This window comes from Devosia sp. A449 (assembly GCF_054489375.1).
In genome coordinates, this window is sequence record NZ_JBTMWU010000002.1 from 546422 (window position 1) to 567232 (window position 20811).

The 20811-nt window shown below is 63.4% G+C and carries 20 protein-coding genes; 7 read left to right on the forward strand and 13 right to left on the reverse strand.

Annotation, left to right across the window (positions count from 1 at the left end):
• Positions 1–15 precede the first annotated feature (15 nt).
• Entirely contained in the window at positions 16–936 is a 921-nt protein-coding gene (locus tag ACX3OW_RS08540) for a 2-dehydro-3-deoxygalactonokinase (RefSeq protein ID WP_459095326.1), read from the reverse strand.
• Between the two features lie 283 nt (positions 937–1219).
• On the opposite strand from ACX3OW_RS08540, the gene ACX3OW_RS08545 reads away from it, so the two are divergent.
• Positions 1220–3031, forward strand: coding sequence for an IlvD/Edd family dehydratase (locus ACX3OW_RS08545; protein WP_459095327.1), 1812 nt, complete (start codon positions 1220–1222; stop codon positions 3029–3031).
• Positions 3032–3182: 151 nt separating this feature from the next.
• On the opposite strand, the gene ACX3OW_RS08550 is transcribed toward ACX3OW_RS08545, so the two are convergent.
• The 10 genes from ACX3OW_RS08550 to ACX3OW_RS08595 all read right to left on the reverse strand — a co-directional run bounded on the left by ACX3OW_RS08550 (position 3183) and on the right by ACX3OW_RS08595 (position 12698).
• Positions 3183–3395 (reverse strand): cold-shock protein, encoded by a 213-nt coding sequence (locus tag ACX3OW_RS08550; RefSeq protein ID WP_332688260.1) that lies wholly within the window; start codon positions 3393–3395, stop codon positions 3183–3185.
• A gap of 260 nt (positions 3396–3655) precedes the next feature.
• Entirely contained in the window at positions 3656–4069 is a 414-nt protein-coding gene (locus ACX3OW_RS08555) for an NUDIX hydrolase (protein WP_459095328.1), read from the reverse strand.
• Positions 4070–4116: 47 nt separating this feature from the next.
• Positions 4117–4830: a transcriptional repressor LexA gene (gene lexA / locus ACX3OW_RS08560; RefSeq protein ID WP_459095329.1), complete on the reverse strand. Its 714-nt coding sequence runs from the start codon at positions 4828–4830 to the stop codon at positions 4117–4119.
• An 87-nt stretch (positions 4831–4917) separates the two neighbouring features.
• Entirely contained in the window at positions 4918–6120 is a 1203-nt protein-coding gene (locus ACX3OW_RS08565) for a molybdopterin molybdotransferase MoeA (RefSeq protein WP_459095330.1), read from the reverse strand.
• The gene (moaC, locus tag ACX3OW_RS08570; protein WP_459095331.1) at positions 6117–6593 is read right to left on the reverse strand and encodes a cyclic pyranopterin monophosphate synthase MoaC; all 477 of its coding nucleotides are present in this window, start codon (positions 6591–6593) and stop codon (positions 6117–6119) included. The genes ACX3OW_RS08565 and moaC overlap by 4 nt, the downstream gene beginning before the upstream one ends.
• Positions 6593–7405, reverse strand: a complete 813-nt coding sequence (gene trpC / locus ACX3OW_RS08575) for an indole-3-glycerol phosphate synthase TrpC (RefSeq protein WP_459095332.1) — start codon at positions 7403–7405, stop codon at positions 6593–6595. Before trpC ends, moaC begins: the two co-directional genes overlap by 1 nt.
• Positions 7402–8421, reverse strand: coding sequence for an anthranilate phosphoribosyltransferase (gene trpD / locus ACX3OW_RS08580; RefSeq protein WP_459095333.1), 1020 nt, complete (start codon positions 8419–8421; stop codon positions 7402–7404). Before trpD ends, trpC begins: the two co-directional genes overlap by 4 nt.
• Positions 8421–9020 (reverse strand): anthranilate synthase component II, encoded by a 600-nt coding sequence (locus ACX3OW_RS08585; RefSeq protein WP_459095334.1) that lies wholly within the window; start codon positions 9018–9020, stop codon positions 8421–8423. Before ACX3OW_RS08585 ends, trpD begins: the two co-directional genes overlap by 1 nt.
• A gap of 257 nt (positions 9021–9277) precedes the next feature.
• Positions 9278–10786 carry an anthranilate synthase component I gene (gene trpE, locus ACX3OW_RS08590; RefSeq protein WP_459095335.1) on the reverse strand — a complete coding sequence of 503 codons (1509 nt, stop codon included), beginning with the start codon at positions 10784–10786 and terminating at the stop codon, positions 9278–9280.
• A 40-nt stretch (positions 10787–10826) separates the two neighbouring features.
• Positions 10827–12698 carry a peptidylprolyl isomerase gene (locus ACX3OW_RS08595; protein WP_459095336.1) on the reverse strand — a complete coding sequence of 624 codons (1872 nt, stop codon included), beginning with the start codon at positions 12696–12698 and terminating at the stop codon, positions 10827–10829.
• 120 nt (positions 12699–12818) lie between these two features.
• Between ACX3OW_RS08595 and tpiA the strand changes: the two genes are divergently transcribed.
• The 5 genes from tpiA to ACX3OW_RS08620 all read left to right on the forward strand — a co-directional run bounded on the left by tpiA (position 12819) and on the right by ACX3OW_RS08620 (position 16661).
• Positions 12819–13574 carry a triose-phosphate isomerase gene (gene tpiA, locus ACX3OW_RS08600; protein ID WP_459095337.1) on the forward strand — a complete coding sequence of 252 codons (756 nt, stop codon included), beginning with the start codon at positions 12819–12821 and terminating at the stop codon, positions 13572–13574.
• 110 nt (positions 13575–13684) lie between these two features.
• Positions 13685–14194, forward strand: coding sequence for a preprotein translocase subunit SecG (gene secG / locus ACX3OW_RS08605; protein ID WP_459095338.1), 510 nt, complete (start codon positions 13685–13687; stop codon positions 14192–14194).
• Positions 14195–14308: 114 nt separating this feature from the next.
• Positions 14309–15937: a CTP synthase gene (locus ACX3OW_RS08610; protein ID WP_459095339.1), complete on the forward strand. Its 1629-nt coding sequence runs from the start codon at positions 14309–14311 to the stop codon at positions 15935–15937.
• On the forward strand, positions 15937–16437 hold the full coding sequence (locus ACX3OW_RS08615) for a GNAT family N-acetyltransferase (protein WP_459095340.1): 501 nt from the start codon (positions 15937–15939) through the stop codon (positions 16435–16437). The genes ACX3OW_RS08610 and ACX3OW_RS08615 overlap by 1 nt, the downstream gene beginning before the upstream one ends.
• A 47-nt stretch (positions 16438–16484) precedes the next feature.
• Positions 16485–16661, forward strand: coding sequence for a DUF4169 family protein (locus tag ACX3OW_RS08620; RefSeq protein ID WP_459095341.1), 177 nt, complete (start codon positions 16485–16487; stop codon positions 16659–16661).
• Between the two features lie 473 nt (positions 16662–17134).
• Here ACX3OW_RS08620 and ACX3OW_RS08625 read toward each other — a convergent pair whose 3' ends face one another.
• On the reverse strand, positions 17135–17566 hold the full coding sequence (locus tag ACX3OW_RS08625; protein WP_459095342.1) for a VOC family protein: 432 nt from the start codon (positions 17564–17566) through the stop codon (positions 17135–17137).
• Positions 17567–17757: 191 nt separating this feature from the next.
• Here ACX3OW_RS08625 and eno point away from each other — a divergent pair, with 191 nt between their 5' ends.
• On the forward strand, positions 17758–19035 hold the full coding sequence (gene eno / locus ACX3OW_RS08630; RefSeq protein ID WP_459095343.1) for a phosphopyruvate hydratase: 1278 nt from the start codon (positions 17758–17760) through the stop codon (positions 19033–19035).
• An 89-nt stretch (positions 19036–19124) separates the two neighbouring features.
• Here eno and ACX3OW_RS08635 read toward each other — a convergent pair whose 3' ends face one another.
• Entirely contained in the window at positions 19125–20600 is a 1476-nt protein-coding gene (locus ACX3OW_RS08635; protein WP_459095344.1) for an AMP nucleosidase, read from the reverse strand.
• Positions 20601–20811: the final 211 nt, after the last annotated feature.

Genomic DNA, 20811 nt, shown 5'->3' on the forward strand with positions numbered 1-20811 from the left:
GCAATGAACTCCAAACTAAGCGGCAAAACTGCGCGCGGCCTTGAGGCCGGCGAGCACGATAGCGGTGGTATCCTGGGCCTCGCCCGTGGCGCCGATCATGGCGAGCACCTGGGTGTAAAGTGCGCAGAGCGCCGGCGAGCCGATCAGCGGCACCGGCTCGGTGCCGATCAGGTGACGATTGCCACCAATCTCGGTGCCGATCAGCAGGCCCGACAGATAACCGGCGCACCAATCGGGCTGGCGGCCCGAAAGCAGCGAACTGGCCCGAACCTGGAACAGCGTGCCCAGCAATTGCTCGGGATGCGCCAGGCCGGCCGCCGCGCCTTCGGCAAAGCCCTCGGCCCGGCCGGGGCCATCGAGGTCGCCGCCCAGCGAATGGCGCAGCACGGAATTTACGCGCAGCACTTCAAACATTTCGCCGGTCATGGCGGTGGAGAAATGCTCGATGCGGGTGCCGGAGAGCTGCGCCCATTTGGAATGGGTGCCGGGCATGCAGACCACGCCGGTAAAGCCCGGGCGCAGCGCTGCCAGCCCCAGCAACTGGGTTTCTTCGCCACGCATCACATTGTCGGCGCCGCCCTTCTGGCAGACGCCGGGCAGGATGGCGGGGGCCAAAAAATTGTCGGGCATGACCGGGCGCACGGCGCCGTCGAACAGCCCGCGCAAATCGGTGGGCGCTTCGAGATAGGGCGCTTCCAGCCACCCTTGGCGGGCGCCGGCCATGCCGCAGATCAGCACCTCAATAGCGCCGGAGCGCTCCGGGCTAACGCCCTCGAGCACCTCGCTCAACGCGCCAGGAAACTCTTCGCGCGTCAGCTTGCCCATCCCCTTGGGCGAGCTTCGTTCGAACGCGACGCTGCCATCGGCGCGCACGCCCCAGGCCCGAAGGTTGGAGGTGCCCCAGTCAACGGCTACCCAGTCTGCAATCTCAGTCACGTCGTCTCCTCACCGCCTGCCTCGTCGCGGCGCGACCCTAATGGCTGATATCCGTTTCAGCCAGCCCGATTCTGCGTCAGAGAACAGCCCGGATCGGCCCATGCGGTCCCCTCGTTTGGTAAGGTTTTCAGAGCGTTGAGGAATATCGACGGGCGTGAATTCATCGCCGCGTTCAATTGTATGATTTTTTCTTCGGAATCGCGTTCACTCTGGCGTAAGCCGTGTTAGAACGGCTGCAAACGCGGGCCCGTCGGTGTGTTTCGCGACGCTAGAGGAAAATGACATGACTGCAGGCAATGGCCAGGGCGAGGCGCCCAAGAAACTGCGTTCGCGGGCCTGGTTCGACAATCCCGACAACCCGGATATGACGGCGCTCTATCTTGAGCGCTACATGAATTTTGGCGTGTCGCGGGAAGAACTGCAGTCGGGCAAGCCGATCATCGGCATTGCCCAGACCGGCTCGGATCTCAGCCCCTGCAATCGCCATCACATCGTGTTGGCCGAGCGCGTGCGCGAGGGCATCCGTGAAGCCGGCGGCATCGCCATCGAATTTCCGGTGCATCCGATCCAGGAAACCGGCAAGCGCCCCACCGCCGGGCTCGACCGCAACCTGGCCTATCTCGGCCTCGTCGAAGTGCTGTACGGCTATCCGCTCGATGGCGTGGTGCTGACCATCGGTTGCGACAAGACCACCCCGGCGATGCTGATGGGCGCGGCCACCGTCAATATTCCGGCCATCGCGCTGTCGGTTGGGCCGATGCTGAATGGCTGGCACAAGGGCGAGCGCACCGGCTCGGGCACCATTGTGTGGAAGGCGCGCCAGATGATGGCCGCCGGCGAGATCGACTATGCACAGTTCATCGAGCTGGTGGCGTCGTCGGCGCCGTCGACCGGCTTCTGCAACACCATGGGCACGGCCAGCACGATGAACTCGCTGGCCGAGGCGCTGGGCATGCAATTGCCCGGTTCGGCCGCCATTCCCGCGCCCTATCGCGACCGCCAGGAAATGGCCTATCGCACCGGCAAGCGCATTGTCGACATGGTCCACGAAGACCTCAAGCCGTCCGACATCATGACCAAGGACAATTTCCACAACGCCATCGTGGTCAATTCGGCCATTGGCGGCTCGACCAACGCGCCGATCCATATCAACGCCATTGCCCGCCATATCGGCGTACCGCTGGATATCGATGATTGGCAGGAGCAGGGCCACAAGGTGCCGCTGCTGGTGAATTTGCAGCCGGCCGGCGAATATCTCGGCGAGGATTTCTACCATGCCGGCGGCGTGCCCGCCGTGGTCAACGAGCTGATGACGCAGGGCCTGATCCGCGAGAACGCGCCCACCGTCAACGGCAAGACCATCGGCGAAAACTGCGCCAGCACGGTGATTCAGGACGACAAGGTCATCCGGCATTTCGGCAATCCGCTCAAGGCGGAGGCCGGGTTCCTGGTGCTGCGCGGCAATCTGTTCGACAACGCCATCATGAAGACCAGCGTCATCTCCTCCGAGTTCAAGGAGCGCTACCTCAACAATCCGGCGCATCCCGGCATGTTCGAAGGCAAGGCGGTGGTGTTTGATGGTCCCGAGGACTATCACCACCGCATCGACGATCCGGCGCTGGAAATCGACGAAAACACCCTGCTGTTCATGCGTGGCGCAGGGCCCATCGGCTATCCCGGTGCGGCCGAAGTGGTGAACATGCGGCCGCCCAACTATCTGATCAAGAAGGGCATTCATGCCCTGGCCTGCATTGGCGATGGTCGCCAGTCCGGCACCTCGGGTTCGCCCTCGATCCTCAACGCTTCACCCGAAGCAGCGGCCGGCGGCAATCTGGCTATCCTGCGGACCGGCGACAAGGTGCGCATCGACCTCAACAAGGGGCAGGCCAATATCCTGATCTCGGATGAGGACATCGCCACGCGCCGGGCCGAACTGGAAGCGGCGGGCGGTTACAAATACCCCAAGCACCAGACGCCGTGGCAGGAAATCCAGCGCGGTATCGTCAGCCAGCTGGGCGATGGCGCCATTCTCAAGCCAGCCGAGAAGTATCAGCGCATCGCCCAGACCGAAGGCGTGCCGCGCGACAACCACTAAGCGCACGGCAAAATAGCAAAGGCCCGCATTTCGATGCGGGCCTTTTGTTTTGCCGGTCAGCGCGGGATAGAACCCGCAAAAGAAAAGGGCCACCGCGCTTTCACGCGGTGGCCCTTGACCGAGCAGCGCCGAAGCGCGCTCGCCTTGCTAACTAGAGCAGGGTCAGGTTCGTTGCCGATTCCTTGCCGTCACGGCCGGTCTCGAGCTCGTAGGTCACCTTGTCGTTCTCATACAGGCCCTGCAGGCCCGAACGCTGAACAGCGGAGATGTGGACGAAGGCATCCTTGCCGCCATTTTCAGGCGAAATGAAGCCGAAGCCCTTGGTGGTGTTGAAGAATTTGACGGTGCCGGTGATGACGGACATGATAGTTTCCTTGTGCTCTTACGAGCGGTTATCCAATGGCAACACGCCAAAGGAAAATAACGTTCGCATGGTAGAGAAGGAAGCCACGGTCCGGCACGCCGGCATTAGGCAGCCGACTTAGGCTGAAAACGTATGCCCACTATGTGGCACGAAATGGCGCCGATTGCAAGGTCTCGCGAATAGTGGTTGCAAGAACAATGCAGCAGCCCAAGCAAACCGCCTGCCTGCTTGCTGTTCATCCCCGCCACACCGGCAGTGGGCTACGCCAACGCCGCCCTGATATGGGCCAGCGCCCGGACGAAGATCGGGTGCCAGTCGGGACCCGGCTCGGCCGCCAGCGGCCACCAGAAAAAAGCAAAGCGGTGGCCGCCATCATCCGCGGTGTCAAAAAGCCAGCGTGATTCCAGCGGTCCGGCCTCAACGCGCACAAAATGCCAGAGTTGATCGGGAGCGATAGCAAGGCTGCTGCCCAGGTCGGACGTCACAATGGCTTGGGTGAGGCCGGACTCCTCGGCCAGTTCGCGGAGCGCTCCGGTGGCGATAGTCTCATCAGCCTCAAGCGTGCCCTTGACCAGTTGTACGCCGGCGAGCGGATGCCGAAACACCAGCAGCTCCGGCCCGTCAGACGTGGGGCGGAGCAGCACAGGGCAAAGCTTTTCGATGGGAGCCGGCATGCGAGGATTTATGCCCGTCATGCCGGCCAAAGGTCAAAGCCGTCGGCTCAGTATTTGCGCAAAAGTCCAACCAGACGACCCTGCACCTTGACCCGGTCAGGCGGGAAAATGCGGGTTTCATAGGCGGGATTGGCCGCTTCCAGCGCGATTGTATTCCCCTTGCGGCGCAGGCGTTTAAGGGTTGCTTCCTCATCATCTACCAGAGCAACGATGATCTCGCCGGTGCTGGCGACATCCTGCTTCTTGATGAGCACGGTATCGCCATCGAAAATGCCGGCATCGATCATCGAGTCGCCGCGCACTTCGAGCGCGTAATGCTCGCCGCTGCCCAGCATTTCGGGCGGCACCATGATGGTGTGGGAATGGGTCTGGATCGCCTCGATCGGCGTGCCGGCGGCGATGCGGCCCATGACCGGGATGGCGATCGGCCTTGCATAGTCATCAGCGGCCGACATGCGCGAGGGGGGCGACGCCACCTTGCCCAGATTGCCTTCGATGACCGAGGGCTCGAAGCGGGTCTTGCGGCCGCCAAGCGATGGGTTCATCGAATCGGGGAGCTTGACCACCTCCAATGCCCGGGCCCGGTTGGGCAGGCGGCGGATGAAGCCACGTTCCTCGAGTGCGGTGATCAGCCGGTGGATGCCCGATTTGGATGCCAGGTCGAGCGCATCCTTCATCTCATCAAAGGATGGTGGAATACCGCTTTCCTTCATCCGCTCGTGGATGAACATCAGCAGCTCGTGTTGTTTGCGCGTGAGCATGGACCCCTCGGGAGCAGAATCGGAACATAGACGGAACGACCATACGTGTTCCAGTTATGTTCTGCAATATCCCTTGGGCTTTTACTGTCAGAAACCGTCCACGGGGAGGGCTTCGACTAGCGTGCCGGCGGGTTGGCCGGGGTCGTTTTCGGGCTGGATAATCAGCATATCGGCGCGCGCCAGCGACGAGGTATGGCCGCTGTCGGTTTGCGAAATAGGCAGCAATTGCAAGCCGTTAGCTGTGTGCAATAGCTGCGCGCGCATGAAGTGGCGGCGGGCAGTATTGGGTGGGGTCGGACCAGCCAGCGGAAGGTGCCAGGGGGTGGGTTCGGGGTGGCCGAGCCAGGCGCGGAGGGCAGGGCGGATGAAGACCATGGCGGTGACCATGGCGGAGACCGGATTTCCGGGCAGGCCGAAGATCAGCGTCTTGCCTTTTGTCCCAAACATCAAGGGCTTACCGGGGCGCATGTTGATGCGCCAGAAGTCCAGCTTCACGCCGAGATCGAGCAAAACCGCCTGCACGATGTCATGATCGCCGACGCTGGCGCCGCCAGTAGTCACCAAGATATCTGGCGGATTGTCGAAGATTTCTGCCAGCATGCTGGCAAGTTTCTTGCGGTTATCTTGCGCGATGCCGTGGTCGGTAACAGATTGGGCGTAGGGAGCGAACAAAGGAGCCAGACCAAAGCTGTTTGATGCAACAATCTGGTCGGCTCCGAGTGGGTTGCCGGGCAGCACCAATTCGTCGCCGGTGGCGAGCAGGGCAATGTTCGGCCGTTTGGCGACGCCCAAAGTTGCGGCATTGGCGGCGGCGGCGACGGCGAGGTGCATCGGGGCGAGGCGCATGCCCGGATCGAGCAATTGCTGGCCGGTGGCAAAGTCGTTGCCGCGGGGGCGAATGCTGTGACCGAGCCGGGCTGGGGCGGTGAAACGGACGACGCCGTCCGCTGCGACGGCCTCTTCCTGCATGATGACGGTATCGGCGCCGGGGGGCGCCGGGGCGCCGGTGAAGATGCGGACGGCCTGGCCGGGCTCAATTGTGCCGGAGAAGCCGGCACCGGCTTGCGAGGTGCCGACAATGGTCAGGGCGTGGCCGTCGACCACATCGGCGGCGCGCATGGCGTAGCCGTCCATGGCGCTGGCGTTGAAGGGGGGCTGGTCGTGAGTGGCGAGCAGTGGCTCAAGCAGGACGCGACCGGCCGCCTGGGCGAGCGGCACGGTTTCCAGCGTCGGGGCAGGAACGCGGTTGAGGATGGCGGCGATGGCGGATTCGACCGGTAGCAGGCTCATGGCCGGGAGAAGTCGCCGGATTTGCCACCGGATTTTTCCAGCAGGCACATGTCGGTGATGGTCATGCCGCGATCGATGGCCTTGGCCATGTCGTAAAGGGTGAGCGCGGCGGTCGAGGCGGCGAGCAGCGCTTCCATTTCGACGCCGGTCTGGCCGGTGGTTTCCGCCGTGGCGTGGATGAGAATCGCTTCGGCTCCGTCCTGCTCGATATCGACGCTGACCTTGGTCAGCGGAATCGGATGGCAGAGCGGAATGAGGTCGCTGGTCTTTTTGGCGGCCATGATGCCGGCGATGCGGGCCACGGCCAGCGCATCGCCCTTTTTGAGACCGCCGCCCATGATCAGGGCGATGGTTTCGGCCCGAGCCAGAATGCGGGCCTGGGCCACGGCGCGGCGACGGGTGACGGCCTTATCGCCGATATCGACGATATGGGCCTCGCCCTTGGCGTTGAGGTGGGTGAGGCCCTGGGTCATCAGGCGACGACCTGTGATGCGCCGGTCAGCAGGGTGCGGGTGGCGGCGGCCACGTCGTCCTGCCGCATCAGGCTTTCGCCGACGAGGAAGGTGCCGATATTGGCGTCGCGGTCGAGCATCAGCACGTGGTCGTGGGTGACGATGCCGCTCTCGCTGACCAGCAGGGTGGATTTGGGCACGCCGACGGCCAGCTTGACCGACGTGTCGAGCGTGGTTTCGAAGGTGCGCAGATTGCGGTTGTTGATGCCGATAAAGCTCGCATCCAGCGCCAGCGCCCGGTCGAGTTCGAGCTGGTCATGCACTTCCACCAGCGCGTCCATCTTCCACTCATGGGCGGCGTCGAGCAGATAGCGCGCCACGTCATCGCCTACAGCGGCGAGGATGATCAGGATACAGTCGGCACCCCAGGCGCGGGCTTCGGCCACCTGATAGGTTTCAAACAGGAAGTCCTTGCGCAGTACCGGCAATTGGGTCGCGGCGCGGGCTTGCTTCAGAAATTCCGGCGAGCCCTGAAAGCTGGGGCCATCGGTGAGCACCGAGAGGCACGCCGCGCCGGCCGATTCATAGGCGCGGGCGATGGCTGCCGGGTTGAAATCGGCGCGGATCAGTCCCTTGGAGGGGCTGGCCTTCTTCACCTCGGCGATCAGCGCATAATCGCCGGCCGCGCGTTTGGCCTTGAGGGCTTTGACAAAGCCGCGCGTCGGCGGCTGGTCGTGGGCCTGAGCCACCACTTCGGCCCAGGGGCGCAGGGCTTTGGCTGCCGCGATTTCTTCGCGCTTATAGACTTCAATCTGCTGGAGTATATCGCTCATTGCTCTCGTCCGTTCGAAACCGCCACGAGGCGGGCGAGGGTTTGTTTGGCTTTGCCGCTGTCGATCACCGCAGCGGCGGCTTCGGCGCCTTCGCGCAGATCGGCAACCTTGTCGGCGACGATCAGCGCCGCGCCGGCATTGAGTAGCACAATATCCCGATACGCGCCCGGCGCGCCGTCGAACAGGGCATGGATGGCGGCGGCGTTGTATTCCGGGTCAGCGCCGAGCAGGTCTTTTGGATCATGCCGCTTGAGGCCGGCCTGTTCGGGCGTCACCTCGAAGCTGCGCAGATCGCCATTGGCAATCTGGGCGACGAAGCTGGGGCCGGTAACGGTGATTTCGTCGAGCCCGTCGCTGCCATGCACCACCCAGGCCTTGATGGCGCGATTGGCGAGCAGGGCGGCGGCCACGGGCTCCACCCATTCCTGGGCATAGACGCCCAGCATGTAGCGGCGCACGCCGGCCGGGTTGGATTGCGGCCCGAGCAGGTTGAACATGGTGCGCACGCCCAGCTCGGCGCGAGCGGGGCCGACATGGCGCATGGTTGGATGGTGGCTGGGCGCGAACATGAAGCCGATGCCGGCGTCGCGGATACAGCGCGAAATTTCGGCCGGGGTCAGGTCGAGCTTGACGCCGAGGGCTTCGAGCGCCTGCGACGAGCCGGATTTGGAGGACAGGGCGCGATTGCCATGCTTGGCCACCGGAACGCCCGCCGCCGCCAGAACAATGGCGCTGGCAGTCGAAATGTTGAGCGTGCCGCCGCCATCGCCGCCGGTGCCGACAATGTCGATGGCGTCTTCAGGCGCGTCGACCGGCACCATCTGCTCGCGCATGATGGAGACGGCGGCGGCGATTTCGCCGACGGTCTCGCCCTTGATACGCATGCCCATCAGGAAAGCGCCGATCTGGCTGGGGGTGGCTTCGCCGGCCATGATGAAGCGCATCACGCCGCGCATTTCTTCGCCGGTCAGGTCCTTGCGGTCGGCGATCTTGTTCAGAGCTGCCTTGATATCCATTACGCTGCCCTCTGCTGGTTGAAGTCGCGCGCCAGATTCAGGAAATTCTGCAGCAGCGCATGGCCGTTTTCCGAAGCGATGCTTTCGGGGTGGAACTGCACGCCATGCAGCGGCAGGGTCTTGTGCTGCATGCCCATGATCAGCCCATCCTCGGTGGTCGCCGTCACTTCGAGTGTATCGGGCAGGCTGTTCTGGTCAACGATCAGCGAATGGTAGCGCGTCGCCTCGAAGCCGGCGTTTAGCCCACGGAACAGGCCCTTGCCGGTGTGATTGATGCGGGAGGTCTTGCCATGCACCAGATGGGGCGCGCGCACCACCTCGCCACCCATGGCCTGGCCGATGGCCTGATGGCCGAGGCAGACACCGAGAATGGGGATATCGGCCTGGAAGCGATCGATCAGCGCCAGGCAGATGCCCGCCTCATTGGGCGTGCGCGGGCCGGGCGACAGCAGGATGGCGTCAGGGGCCATGGTGGCGATGGCGTCGAGGGTGATCTTGTCGTTGCGCACAACGGTGAGGTCGGCGCCGAGTTCGCCCAGGAAATGGACAAGATTGTAGGTAAAGCTGTCGTAATTATCGATGACGAGAGTGCGGGTCATGGGTTTGGTCCTCAGCAGGTGGTTTTGACTACTGGGTCGGCTCCGCAGTGGAGCCTCCCGTTAGAACCAGCTGCGCCATCGAGAGGCGGTGAGTTTCTGACTTGGTGCAGCCACTGAACGATTTCCCAAACGCAGTGTCATCCCGGCCTTGAGCCGGGATCCATCCTGAGATGGTGTCGTGCGGTTTGATCTCAGGATGGGCCCCGGCTCAAGGCCGGGGTGACATCGAGATTGGGGCGAGGTGAAGTTCACGCCCATCATTGCCCGATCCTCGGTTCGCCGGCGTAGCGGAGGGCTTCTTCGGCGGCGCTGAAGACGGCGCGGGCCTTGTTTTCGCATTCCAGCTGTTCCAGCTCGGGCTGGCTGTCGGCGACGATGCCGGCGCCGGACTGCACATAGAGCTTGCCGTCCTTGAGGATGCCGGTGCGCAGCACGATGCAGGTGTCCATGGTGCCGTCGGCGCTGAAATAGCCGACACAGCCACCATAGACGCCGCGCTTGGATTTCTCCAACTCGTCGATGATTTCCATGGCACGCACTTTGGGCGCGCCGGAGACGGTGCCGGCGGGGAAGCCGGCGGAGAGGGCGTCGACGAAGTCATATTTCGGGTCGAGCACACCGACGACATTGGAGACGATGTGCATGACGTGAGAATAATATTCGAGGAAGAATTTGTCGGTCACCTTGACCGTGCCGGTCTTGGCAACGCGGCCGACATCGTTGCGGCCGAGGTCGAGCAGCATCAGATGCTCGGCCAGTTCCTTGGGATCGGCCAGCAGTTCGGCGGCCAGTTCGGCATCGCGGGTCGGGGTCGAGCCGCGCTTGCGGGTGCCGGCGATGGGGCGAATGGTGACCTCGCCATCCTGCACCCGCACCAGGATTTCAGGGCTCGAGCCGGCAATGGCAAAGCCGCCGAAATCGAGGAAATACATATAGGGGCTGGGATTGGTCCGGCGCAGGGCGCGATAGAGCGCGGTCGGCGGCAGATTGAATTCGGCCTCGAAACGCTGGCTCACCACCACCTGGAAAATATCGCCGGCGGTGATGTAGTCCTTGGCCTTGGCCACCATGGCAAAATACTCGTCTTTCGACGTGTTGCTGGTGACGGTGATGGATTCGAGGTCGGGCAGCGCGGCAGTCGGGGGCAGGGCCCGGCCCAGCCGCTCGATGGCGTCGTCAATGCGGGCTTCGGCGGCCTCATAGGCCTGACGGGCCGAGACGCCGGCACGGACATAGACCGGCGCGGTCAGATACAGTTCGTCCTTGAGCGTGTCGAAAATCGCCAGCAATGAGGGCCGCATCAAGATGGCTTCGGGGGTGTTTAGATGGTCCGGATTGCTGTCGGGCAGCTTCTCCATGTAGCGGACCATCTCGTAGCCGAGAAAGCCATAGACGCCGGCCGATTGCGGCGGCAGGCCCTCGGGCACGTCGACCTTGCTGTCGGCCACCAGAGCGCGCAGCGCGTCGAGCGGCAGCGCGGGCAGGGGCTCGAAACGGGCGTCATCGATCTGGGCCGAGCGATTGATCGAGGCGGTGCCGGCCTCGACCTTGAGGATCACGTCGGGCTGGCTGCCGATGATCGAATAGCGGCCCCGGATCGCCCCGTCCTGCACGGATTCGAACAGGAAGGTGTTCTGGCGACCCTGGGCCAGCTTGAGATAGGTGCCGACGGGCGTTTCGAGATCGGCCACGATGCGACGCCAGACGATCTGCGATTTTCCAGCGTCATATTGCTCGGAGAAGCGCTGATACAAGTCGTCGGCCATCGTCATGGTGTCCCGTTCAGGAAAAGTCCGGCCTGTGGGTTTACAGGCCGGTATTGAGTGTAAGCGCCTGCTCCAGCGCCTGCTGATTGATGCGCAGGCCGGCATCGTCGCGGATGGCGGTGATGAAATCGGCATAGAGGCCGTCGCGCGCCTGGCTTTCGATGCTGGTGTTGTCCGCCACCGGCAGGGTGCCTTCGGCTTCGGTCAGGTCGGTGACCTGGAAGACGATGAACTCGCCCGACTGGCTGACGGTGGCGCCGTGGTGATTGGCGTCGCCGGCAAAGGCGGCCGAGGCCACAGCGGGATCGACGGTGCCGTCTTCCGAACCGAAGCGGGTGAAGGGCAGGCTGAACTGCGGGAAGACGTTGTAGGACGCGGCCACGTCGGCCAGGGCTTCGCCATTGTCGAGCCGCTTCACCGCATCGGCCTGGGCGGCCAGAATGGCGTTGTTGATGCGCTCGGTGGTGACGGTGTCGACCAGGGTGTCGCGCACTTCGTCCAGCGTCTGGTCGCGGGCGGGTTCGATGGTGTTGAGGTCGAACCACAGATTGCCATTGCCGGCCAGCGAGATGGACGGGGTCAGCGCACCTTCGGCGGCCTTGAAAATGGCCTGGGTGACGCGCGGCGCGTCTTCGGCGGCCAGATTGGGCAGGACCGACAGTTCGGTGCCGCTGGCGGTGACGTCGGCCTCATAGAGGTCGAGGCCAAAGCGCTGGGCGATTTCGGTCAGCGGGCGGAAGGCGGCGCGCAATTCCTCGATCTGGTCCTGCACTTCGGCAATGTCGTTGCGGGCCGCGGTCATGGCCAGGGATTCGGCGATCTGGTCATGGGCATCGGCGAGGCTGGGGACGCCGCCGGCATCAATGGCGGAGACATGCACGGCGCGCTTGCCGGCGACGCCATCGATCACGGCAAAGCCACCCTCGGCCAGGCCAAAAGCGGCGGTGGCGAGATTGGCGTCGGTGATGTCGGCCTGGGCCATGGTGCCCAGATCGGTCGGGGTCAGGCCGGCTTCGGCGATCAGGGCTTCGAAGGGCGTACCGGCGGCGAGACCGGCTTCGAAGGCGGTGACCTGCTCGGCATTGAGCACGACCTGCTGGATGGTGCGGCGTTCCGGCTTGGTCAGATTGGCCTTGGTCCGCTCATATTCGGCGGCAATGGCCTCGTCGTCGATGGTCTTGGTGGCGGCCAGCTCGGCAGTCGACAGGCGCAGCATCTGCACCCGGCGGGTTTCGACGGTGCGGAATTCGGCCTGGTGCTCGGCGAGGTAAGCGGTCAGCTCAGCCTCGGTGGGAGCGGCGGGGGTGTCGATATTGGTTTCGGCCAGCACGAAATAGTCGATGGTGCGCTGGTCGGCGATGTAGCGGTTGATCAGGCTGGACGCGGTGGTGGGGAGCGTGGTGTCGGCAAACAGGCTGAGGATCAGCTGTTCGCGCCGCGCGGCGTCGGACTGGGTCTGGAAATATTCCGCCTCGGTAATCCCGCTTTGCTGCAGCACCTGGCTGAAGCTGGTCGGATTGAAGGTCCCCAGAGCGTTTTGGAACGAGGGATCCTCGCGCAGCATCTCGCTTAGCTTGTGCTCGGAGACGCCGAGGCCGAAGCTGGAGGCCATCTGGTCCAATGCGGCGCCCTGTGCCAGATTTTGCAGCACGGCCGAGGGAATGCCCAAATTCATGGCTTCTTCAGCGGTGGGGAAGGTGCCGTAGCGCTGGGCCCAGGCGTTCACTTCGTTCTGATAGGCGCGCAGGAACTGGCGGGAGTTGATCTCCGCATCGCCGACACGGGCAACGGTGCTGCTGCCCAGATCGGTGATAACGTTGTTGATGCCGAAGCCCGCAAGGCCTGCCAGAAGAAAGGCGCCCATGACCTTGCCGGGCCAGGATTTTGCAAAGTCACGCAAACTATCGAGCATCTGAGACGTTCCGTTGGTAACACCGGGCTTTACCGCGGCAGCGGGAGGGCACTAGTAATCCATTTTGACAGCTGGGGTTAGGGCAAAGCTTACCCAGGTGCAAGAGGTACAGGAGCAAAGATGACAACGACAATCACGCCGCTGATCGCTGGCAACTGGAAAATGAACGGCTTGCGGGCGTCGCTGGAGCAGCTGACGGCACTGGCAGACATGCTCACCACCGGGGACGCTCCGCGCGCTGTCGTCGTCATCTGCCCGCCAGCAACCATGCTGGCTGCGGTGGCACGGCAGGGGGCGAGCGCCGGCATTCTGGCGGGTGGGCAGGATTGCCACGCCGCTGCCTCCGGCGCCCATACCGGGGACCTCGCCGCGCCGATGCTGGCCGATGCCGGTGCCCAATATGTGATCGTCGGCCATTCGGAACGCCGCGCCAGCTATGGCGAAACCGATGAACAGGTGCGGGCCAAGGCGGAAGCCGCGCTCGGCGCCGGGCTGAAGCCAATCATTTGCGTCGGCGAGACCGAGGCCGACCGCGATGCGGGCCGGGCCGAGTCGGTGGTGTCCGCCCAATTGGCCGGTTCGATTCCCGATGCCGCCGAACAGCATCAGGTCATTGTCGCCTATGAGCCGGTCTGGGCCATCGGCACCGGCCGCACCCCGAGCAATGACGACATTGCCCAGATGCATAATTCGATCCGGGCCCAGCTGGTCGAGCGCTTCGGCGCACAGGGCGAGAGCATCCATATTCTCTATGGTGGTTCGCTCAAGCCGCAGAATGCCCGCGAAATCCTGGCCATCGACAACGTCAATGGCGGGCTGGTCGGTGGCGCCAGCCTCTTGGCAAAAGACTTCGCGACCATTATCTCCGCTGTGTAGTGCGTCGTGAGCGCCAGAAGCTGGTCGGAAATTCCGCCCGGCCTCTGGCATTTGCGGCGTGGGCCGTGTATGAGGCCGCATCTTTTGACCGACCTATAGACTGAGACACAATGGCAAACGTCCTGATCGTGGCCTATTTGCTGATCGTGCTGGCGCTGATCGCCGTGATCCTGCTGCAACGCTCTGAGGGCGGTGCGCTGGGCATTGGTGGCGGTGGTGGCGGCGGCGGCTTCATGACCGCGCGCGGTTCGGCCAATCTGCTGACCCGCTCCACAGCGATTCTGGCGACCTTGTTTTTTGCCACGGCAATCGGCCTGACTGTGATGTCGCAAATCGACCGCACCACCTCAAGCATTCTCGACCGTGCCGCCACCACCCAGGATGGCGCCGCACCGGGCAGCGTGCTTGATGCGCTCAATGCGCTGCAGGGTGGCGCTCCGGCGTCCGATCTGCCGGTTCCGACGACCGATCCGGTTGCGCCTGCTGGCGCCGACCCGGTGACGGCGGATTCCGTGCCGGCTCCTGCTCCGGCTGCCGAGTCGACTGCTACTCCGGACGCCTCTGGCGACCTGCCGGTGCCCGAGGCACCTGCGGAAACGCCGGCTCCGGCGACCAACTGATCGCCGCGAGGCGAAGTTGCAAAAGAAGGGGATGGCAACATCCCCTTCTTCTTTTTGTGTAGATCGGCTTGCCCGCTCTGCGAATCGGCGCTGATGTGATTAAGGTGAACGCCCATGGCTCGGTACGTATTCATCACCGGAGGCGTGGTCTCCTCATTGGGTAAAGGTCTTGCATCGGCGGCGCTTGGCGCCGTGCTGCAAGCGCGCGGCTACAAGGTCCGCCTGAGGAAGCTCGACCCCTATCTCAATATTGATCCGGGCACGATGTCGCCCACCCAGCATGGCGAAGTGTTCGTCACGGATGACGGGGCCGAGACTGATCTCGATCTTGGTCACTATGAGCGCTTCACGGGCCGCGCGGCCAACAAGCGCGACAACATCACCACGGGCCGGATCTATTCCGACATTCTCGCCAAGGAACGCCGCGGCGAATATCTCGGCGCTACCGTGCAGGTCATTCCGCACGTCACCGACGCGATCAAGGAATTCGTCGTTGAAGGCAACGAAGAATTCGATTTCGTGCTGGTCGAAGTCGGCGGCACGGTCGGCGATATCGAAGGCCTGCCGTATTTCGAGGCGCTGCGCCAGCTCGGCAATGATCTGCCGCGCAACCACGCCTGCTATCTGCATCTGACGCTGATGCCCTATATTCCCTCGGCCGGTGAACTCAAGACCAAGCCGACCCAGCATTCGGTGCGCGAGCTGCGCTCCATCGGCATTGCGCCCGATGTGCTGCTGGTGCGCTGCGACAGGCCCATCCCCGATGGGGAAAAGAAGAAGCTCAGCCTGTTCTGCAATGTGCGCGAAAGCGCCGTCATCCAGGGCCTCGACGTCGGCTCGATCTATGACGTGCCGCTGGCCTATCACAAGGAAGGCCTCGACACCGAAATCCTCGCCTCCTTCGGCATTACCGACGCTCCGGCGCCGGATTTGTCGGCCTGGGAGCAGGTGTCGGCCCGCGTGCATAACCCCGAGGGCGAGGTCAATATCGCCATCGTCGGCAAATATACCGGCCTCAAGGACGCCTATAAGTCGCTGTCGGAGGCGCTGATCCATGGCGGCATCGCCAACAAGGTCAAGGTGAACTTGCAGTGGATCGACTCGGAAGTGTTCGAGCGCGACGATCCGGCGCCCTATCTTGAGCATGTGCATGGCATTCTGGTGCCGGGCGGCTTTGGCGAGCGCGGTTCGGCCGGCAAGATCGAGGCAGCCCGCTTTGCCCGCGTCAAGGATGTGCCGTATTTCGGCATCTGCTTCGGCATGCAGATGGCCTGCGTTGAAGCGGCCCGCAACACCGCCGGCATCAAGAATGCCTCCTCCACCGAATTTGGCCCGACCAAGGAGCCGGTGGTTGGCATGATGACCGAGTGGGTCAAGGGCAACGACACCGAGACCCGCGCCTCCGAAGGCGATCTGGGCGGCACCATGCGGCTGGGCGCCTATCCGGCGCAGCTGACGCGCGGTTCGCGGGTGGCCGACATTTACGGCACCACCCGGATTTCCGAGCGCCATCGTCACCGCTATGAGGTGAACATGGATTACCGCAAGCTGCTGGAAAAGAACGGCTTGCTGTTCTCCGGCGTGTCGCCTGATGGCAAGCTGCCGGAAATCGTCGAGCGCACCGACCATCCGTGGTTCATCGGCGTGCAGTTCCACCCGGAACTAAAGTCGAAGCCGTTTGAGCCGCATCCGCTGTTCGCCAGCTTCATTGCTGCCGCGATGGATCAGAGCCGGTTGGTCTGATGGAACTTGCGACGGCGCGCCTGCTGCTCCGTCGCCCGCATCTGCATGATCTCGACGCCATGTTCGAGATCATGAGTGACCCGGTGGCCATGCGCTACTGGTCAACACTGCCCCATGCCAGTCGCGCTGTGACGGGCCCTTGGCTGGAGCAGATGATCGCTCGCACGGCGGCGGGCGGCGAAGATTTCCTCATTGAAATGGATGGCCGTGTCATCGGCACGGTCGGCGCTGGCCGGTTGCCCGATTTCGGCTTCATGCTGCATCGGGACTATTGGGGGCAGGGCATTGCCACCGAGGCGTCGCGAGCCTTTGTCGACTATGCCTTCACCCAGACCGCCGCCACCGAGTTGCGAGCCGATGTTGACCCGCGCAATCTGGCGTCGCTGGCCGTGCTGGCCCGGCTGGGCTTTGTCGAGACCGGGCGGGCCCAGAACACCTTTCTGCTCGGCGAGGAATGGTGCCACAGCATCTATCTGGCGCTCATGCGGCCGGTCGCCTGATCGGCTTTAGCGCGCTATAGTGGCGTTGCAATCCTGAGGGGCATGCTATGGCCGAGATCATCAACCTCAAAAATTTCCGCAAGCAGAAGGCCCGCGCCGACAAGGAGACGCAGGCGACGCAGAACCGTGTGCTGTTTGGGCGGAGCAAGGCCGAGAAGCTGACGCAGGCGGCGGAGAAGGCGCTGGCTGAGCGGCGGATCGATGGGCACAAGAAGGACGAGTAGGGGGGCGTGCTCGGTCGGTCGTCCAACGCATCCTGATTTTAGTTCCGCCGTCATTGCCGGGCTTGTCCCGGCAATCCAGCGATGGTCGAGTATCCTCTGGACCACCCGAACAAGTCGGGTGGTGACGGTGTGGGGAGGTCTGATCTTGTCCGCTAGTCCATCGGTCTGGAGCTATTGGGCTGTTGCCGGCAAATCAAACGCGATGTCATCCCGGCCTTGAGCCGGGCCCCATCTTGAGATGTGGTCAGCGGCTTGATCTGAGGATGGGCGCCGGCTCAAGGCCGGGGTGACACCGTGGTGGGGGCGGGATCGTGCCCAAACCATCACCCCCTCCTAGCCTCCCCCATCAAGGGGGAGGTATCTCTCCACTCTCGTGGCATGATCCCGTCACAACCACCGAACGCCACCTCCCCCTTGATGGGGGAGGCTGGGAGGGGGTGGGGGAGCCCCGATCCATCAGGCCGGCCCAAACCCTACCAAGTCACCTCACACACCGAGCCATGCGGTTTAAACTGCAGGCTGTCGGCGGTGTATTGGAAGATCTCCAGCTTCACCCCGTTGGGGTCATTGGTCCAGGACTGCCAGGTGCCGTCGGCGCCGAGTTTCTTGTCGGTGATGGTGACACCCTGGGCCTGCACATGGGTGAGCAGGGCGTCGAGGTCTTCGGTTTCGAGGCAGATGTGGTTGATCTGGTTGGTTTCGGCGAAGCTGGATTCGGCCTTGCGGAACACTTCCACGAAGGTGCGCGCGCCGAAATCGAGGTAATAGCCGATGCGGTCGGGGCCGCGCTGGAAATTGAATGCGGTGGGGATGCCGAACACGTCGCGGTAGAACGCCTCGGTGGCGTCGAGGTCGTGGGCGAAAATGCAGGTATGGGCGACCTGCTTGATCAGGGGCTTGGTCATTCGGCGTCCTTGCGTTGCACTATCGCCAATACAAGCCGATTTCGCGGTGTCCGCCAATGCTGGTTGCGGCGATTGGCGGCTTTTCGGCGCGCTGGGACGGCTTTTGCGGGCTGCCCCCTTTTACTTGTCACCTGAGCCGTCTAGGAAGACGCGAACACTGTGCAATCCCATCCGGGAAAGGGCTTTATCCGATGTCTTCAATCATCCACGTCTCCGGCCGCCAGATCTATGACAGCCGCGGCAATCCCACGGTCGAAGTCGATGTGGTGCTGGACGACGGCAGCTTCGGGCGGGCCGCGGTGCCGTCAGGCGCATCGACCGGCGCGCATGAGGCCGTTGAATTGCGCGATGGCGGCCAGAAATATGGCGGCAAGGGCGTGACCCAGGCCATCGAGAACGTCAACGTCGCCATCTTCGACGAAATCCAGGGCATGGACGCGCTGGACCAGCTCGGCGTCGATCAGGCAATGATCGAACTCGACGGCACGCCGAACAAGTCGCGCCTCGGCGCCAACGCCATTCTGGGCGTGTCGCTGGCTGTGGCCAAGGCCGCCGCCGAATCGAGCGAATTGCCGTTCTACCGCTATATCGGCGGACCGAACGCGCATGTGCTGCCGGTGCCGATGATGAACATCATCAATGGCGGCGAGCATGCCGATAACCCGATCGACATGCAGGAATTCATGATCCTGCCGGTGGGCGCGGAAAACCTGGCCGACGCGGTGCGCATCGGTTCGGAAATCTTCCACACGCTGAAGAAGGGTCTGTCGGCTGACGGCCACAACACCAATGTGGGCGACGAAGGCGGCTTCGCGCCGAATCTCGGCTCCTCCGACGAAGCCCTGGGCTTCATCATGCGCTCGATCGAAAAGGCCGGATATCGTCCGGGCGAGGACATTTTCCTCGGCCTCGATTGCGCGGCGACCGAATATTACAAGGGCGGCAAATACGAGATGGTCGGCGAGGGCAAGTCGCTGTCGTCGGACGAGAACGTGCGCTACCTCGAAGATCTGGCCAATCGCTTCCCGATCATCACCATCGAAGACGGCATGGCCGAGGACGATTGGGACGGCTGGAAGGCGCTGACCGAAGCCATCGGCAAGAAGGTGCAGCTGGTGGGCGACGATCTGTTTGTCACCAACACGCAGCGTCTGGTGTCGGGCATCAAGATGGGCGTCGCCAACTCGATCCTGGTCAAGGTCAACCAGATCGGCTCGCTCAGCGAAACGCTTAATGCCGTCGATACCGCGCACCGCGCCGGCTACACCTCGGTGATGTCGCATCGCTCGGGCGAAACCGAGGATTCGACCATTGCCGACCTCGCCGTGGCGCTCAACTGCGGGCAGATCAAGACGGGCTCGCTGAGCCGCTCGGATCGCCTGGCCAAGTATAACCAGCTGATCCGTATCGAAGAGCAGCTCGGCTCGACGGCGAAATATGCCGGCTATTCGGTGGTCAAGGGCCGCTAAGGTTTTTGGTGATTTGAATTGGAAAAGCCCGGCAGTGATGCCGGGCTTTTTTGTTTTGAGCCGCCGCGGTTGGGGATGAACCGGAGGCCCTACTGAAACGCCGTTTCCGCAAAGCTGCGCAATTTGCGCGAATGCAGGCGTTCGGCGGGCTGGTCGCGGAGGATTTCCATGGCGAGCAGGCCGATCTGCAGATGGCGGTTGACCTGGGTGCGGTAGAAGTCCGAGGCCATGCCGGGGAGTTTCAGCTCGCCATGCAGCGGCTTGTCGGAGACGCAGAGCAGGGTGCCGTAGGGGACGCGGAAGCGGAAGCCGTTGGCTGCGATGGTGGCGCTTTCCATGTCCAGCGCCACGGCGCGTGACTGGCTGAGCTGGCGCACGATCTCGGTCTGGTCGCGCAGCTCCCAATTGCGGTTGTCGAAGGTGGCGACGGTGCCGGTGCGCATGATCTTCTTGGTTTCGACGCCGGCGGTGTGGGTGATTTCCTCCACTGCCTGTTCCAGCGCCACCTGCACTTCGGCCAGCGCCGGCACCGGCACGGTCAGCGGCAGATCGGCGTCGAGCACATGGTCTTCCCGCACATAGGCATTGGCCAGCACGTAATCGCCCAGCTCCTGGGAATTGCGCAACCCGGCGCAGTGGCCCAGCATGATCCAGGCATGCGGGCGCAGCACGGCGATGTGGTCGGTGATGGTCTTGGCGTTGGAGGGGCCGACGCCGATATTGACCATGGTGATGCCGCGCCCCTTGGGAGCGGTCAGATGATAGGCCGGCATTTGCGGCGCGCGCACCGGGGCGGTGCCGGCGACATTGCCGCCGCGCAGGGCGTTGTCGGTCACCACATTGCCGGGCTCGATGAAGCTCTCGTAGTGGGTGTGGCCGTCCTGCATATAGGTTTTGGCGATGCGGCAGAATTCGTCGATGTAGAAGGCGTAATTGGTGAAGATGACGAAGTTCTGGAAATGGGCAGCGTCGGTGCCGGTGTAGTGGCTGAGCCGGAACAGCGAATAGTCGACGCGCGGCGCGGTGAAGGTCGAGAGCGGGTAGGGTCCGCCCTTGGGGGGCACGAAGGTGCCGTTGGCGATTTCGTCGTCAGTATTGGCCAGATCGGGCGCATCGAACACGTCGCGCAGCGGGATGTTGAGGGCGTTGAGCGCCTCGCCATCAACCCGCTCATTGGCCTGCACGGCGAAATGCAGCGGGATCGGGGTGTCGGATTCGGCGATGTCGATGGTGCCGCCGTGATTGTTGAGAATGGCGGCGAACTGGTCCTGGAAATAGGTGCGGAACAGATCGGGCGCCGTCACCGTGGTGCGGTAGAGGCCGGGGGTATGCAGGAACCCATAGGGCAGGGTGCTCTCATGCCGGCTATAGCTGGTGGAGCGCACTTCCACCTGCGGGTAGCAGGCGCGCACGCGGCCCTCGGGCACCACGCCCCGCGCCAGCTCGGCCAGATGGCCGCGAATGAAGCTGGTATTGCGGTGATAGAGCGCCGCCAGATGCTCCCAGGCCAGTGCCGGATCGGTGAAGGACTGTTTATCGAGGCGTGGCGGGCTGATTGTGGTCATGGTGCTCTTTCATCTCGCAGACCCCGGATCGGGCCTGCCTGCGGGCGGAATCGGGCGCTGCGTATCCGGGCAACGTCTAGCTATTTTAGATGACAGCTTCTGGGCGGCGCTTCAACTGTGGGGCCGATCTAGCACTTGTTTCACATCGGTGTGATGGGCTCTTTTATTGCCGCAATTGGCCCCCATCTTCTCAGGCAGTTCACTGGCACGG

Coding starts and splice junctions, on each gene's coding strand:
- ACX3OW_RS08610 (WP_459095339.1), top strand. CDS start 14,309: ATGGCTCGGTACGTATTCATCACCGGAGGCGTGGTCTCCTCATTGGGT.
- ACX3OW_RS08595 (WP_459095336.1), bottom strand. CDS start 12,698: ATGCTCGATAGTTTGCGTGACTTTGCAAAATCCTGGCCCGGCAAGGTC.
- ACX3OW_RS08620 (WP_459095341.1), top strand. CDS start 16,485: ATGGCCGAGATCATCAACCTCAAAAATTTCCGCAAGCAGAAGGCCCGC.
- ACX3OW_RS08585 (WP_459095334.1), bottom strand. CDS start 9,020: ATGACCCGCACTCTCGTCATCGATAATTACGACAGCTTTACCTACAAT.
- tpiA (WP_459095337.1), top strand. CDS start 12,819: ATGACAACGACAATCACGCCGCTGATCGCTGGCAACTGGAAAATGAAC.
- trpC (WP_459095332.1), bottom strand. CDS start 7,405: ATGAGCGATATACTCCAGCAGATTGAAGTCTATAAGCGCGAAGAAATC.
- moaC (WP_459095331.1), bottom strand. CDS start 6,593: ATGACCCAGGGCCTCACCCACCTCAACGCCAAGGGCGAGGCCCATATC.
- trpE (WP_459095335.1), bottom strand. CDS start 10,786: ATGGCCGACGACTTGTATCAGCGCTTCTCCGAGCAATATGACGCTGGA.
- eno (WP_459095343.1), top strand. CDS start 17,758: ATGTCTTCAATCATCCACGTCTCCGGCCGCCAGATCTATGACAGCCGC.
- ACX3OW_RS08545 (WP_459095327.1), top strand. CDS start 1,220: ATGACTGCAGGCAATGGCCAGGGCGAGGCGCCCAAGAAACTGCGTTCG.
- ACX3OW_RS08625 (WP_459095342.1), bottom strand. CDS start 17,566: ATGACCAAGCCCCTGATCAAGCAGGTCGCCCATACCTGCATTTTCGCC.
- secG (WP_459095338.1), top strand. CDS start 13,685: ATGGCAAACGTCCTGATCGTGGCCTATTTGCTGATCGTGCTGGCGCTG.
- ACX3OW_RS08565 (WP_459095330.1), bottom strand. CDS start 6,120: ATGAGCCTGCTACCGGTCGAATCCGCCATCGCCGCCATCCTCAACCGC.
- ACX3OW_RS08555 (WP_459095328.1), bottom strand. CDS start 4,069: ATGCCGGCTCCCATCGAAAAGCTTTGCCCTGTGCTGCTCCGCCCCACG.
- ACX3OW_RS08550 (WP_332688260.1), bottom strand. CDS start 3,395: ATGTCCGTCATCACCGGCACCGTCAAATTCTTCAACACCACCAAGGGC.
- ACX3OW_RS08615 (WP_459095340.1), top strand. CDS start 15,937: ATGGAACTTGCGACGGCGCGCCTGCTGCTCCGTCGCCCGCATCTGCAT.
- lexA (WP_459095329.1), bottom strand. CDS start 4,830: ATGCTCACGCGCAAACAACACGAGCTGCTGATGTTCATCCACGAGCGG.
- trpD (WP_459095333.1), bottom strand. CDS start 8,421: ATGGATATCAAGGCAGCTCTGAACAAGATCGCCGACCGCAAGGACCTG.
- ACX3OW_RS08635 (WP_459095344.1), bottom strand. CDS start 20,600: ATGACCACAATCAGCCCGCCACGCCTCGATAAACAGTCCTTCACCGAT.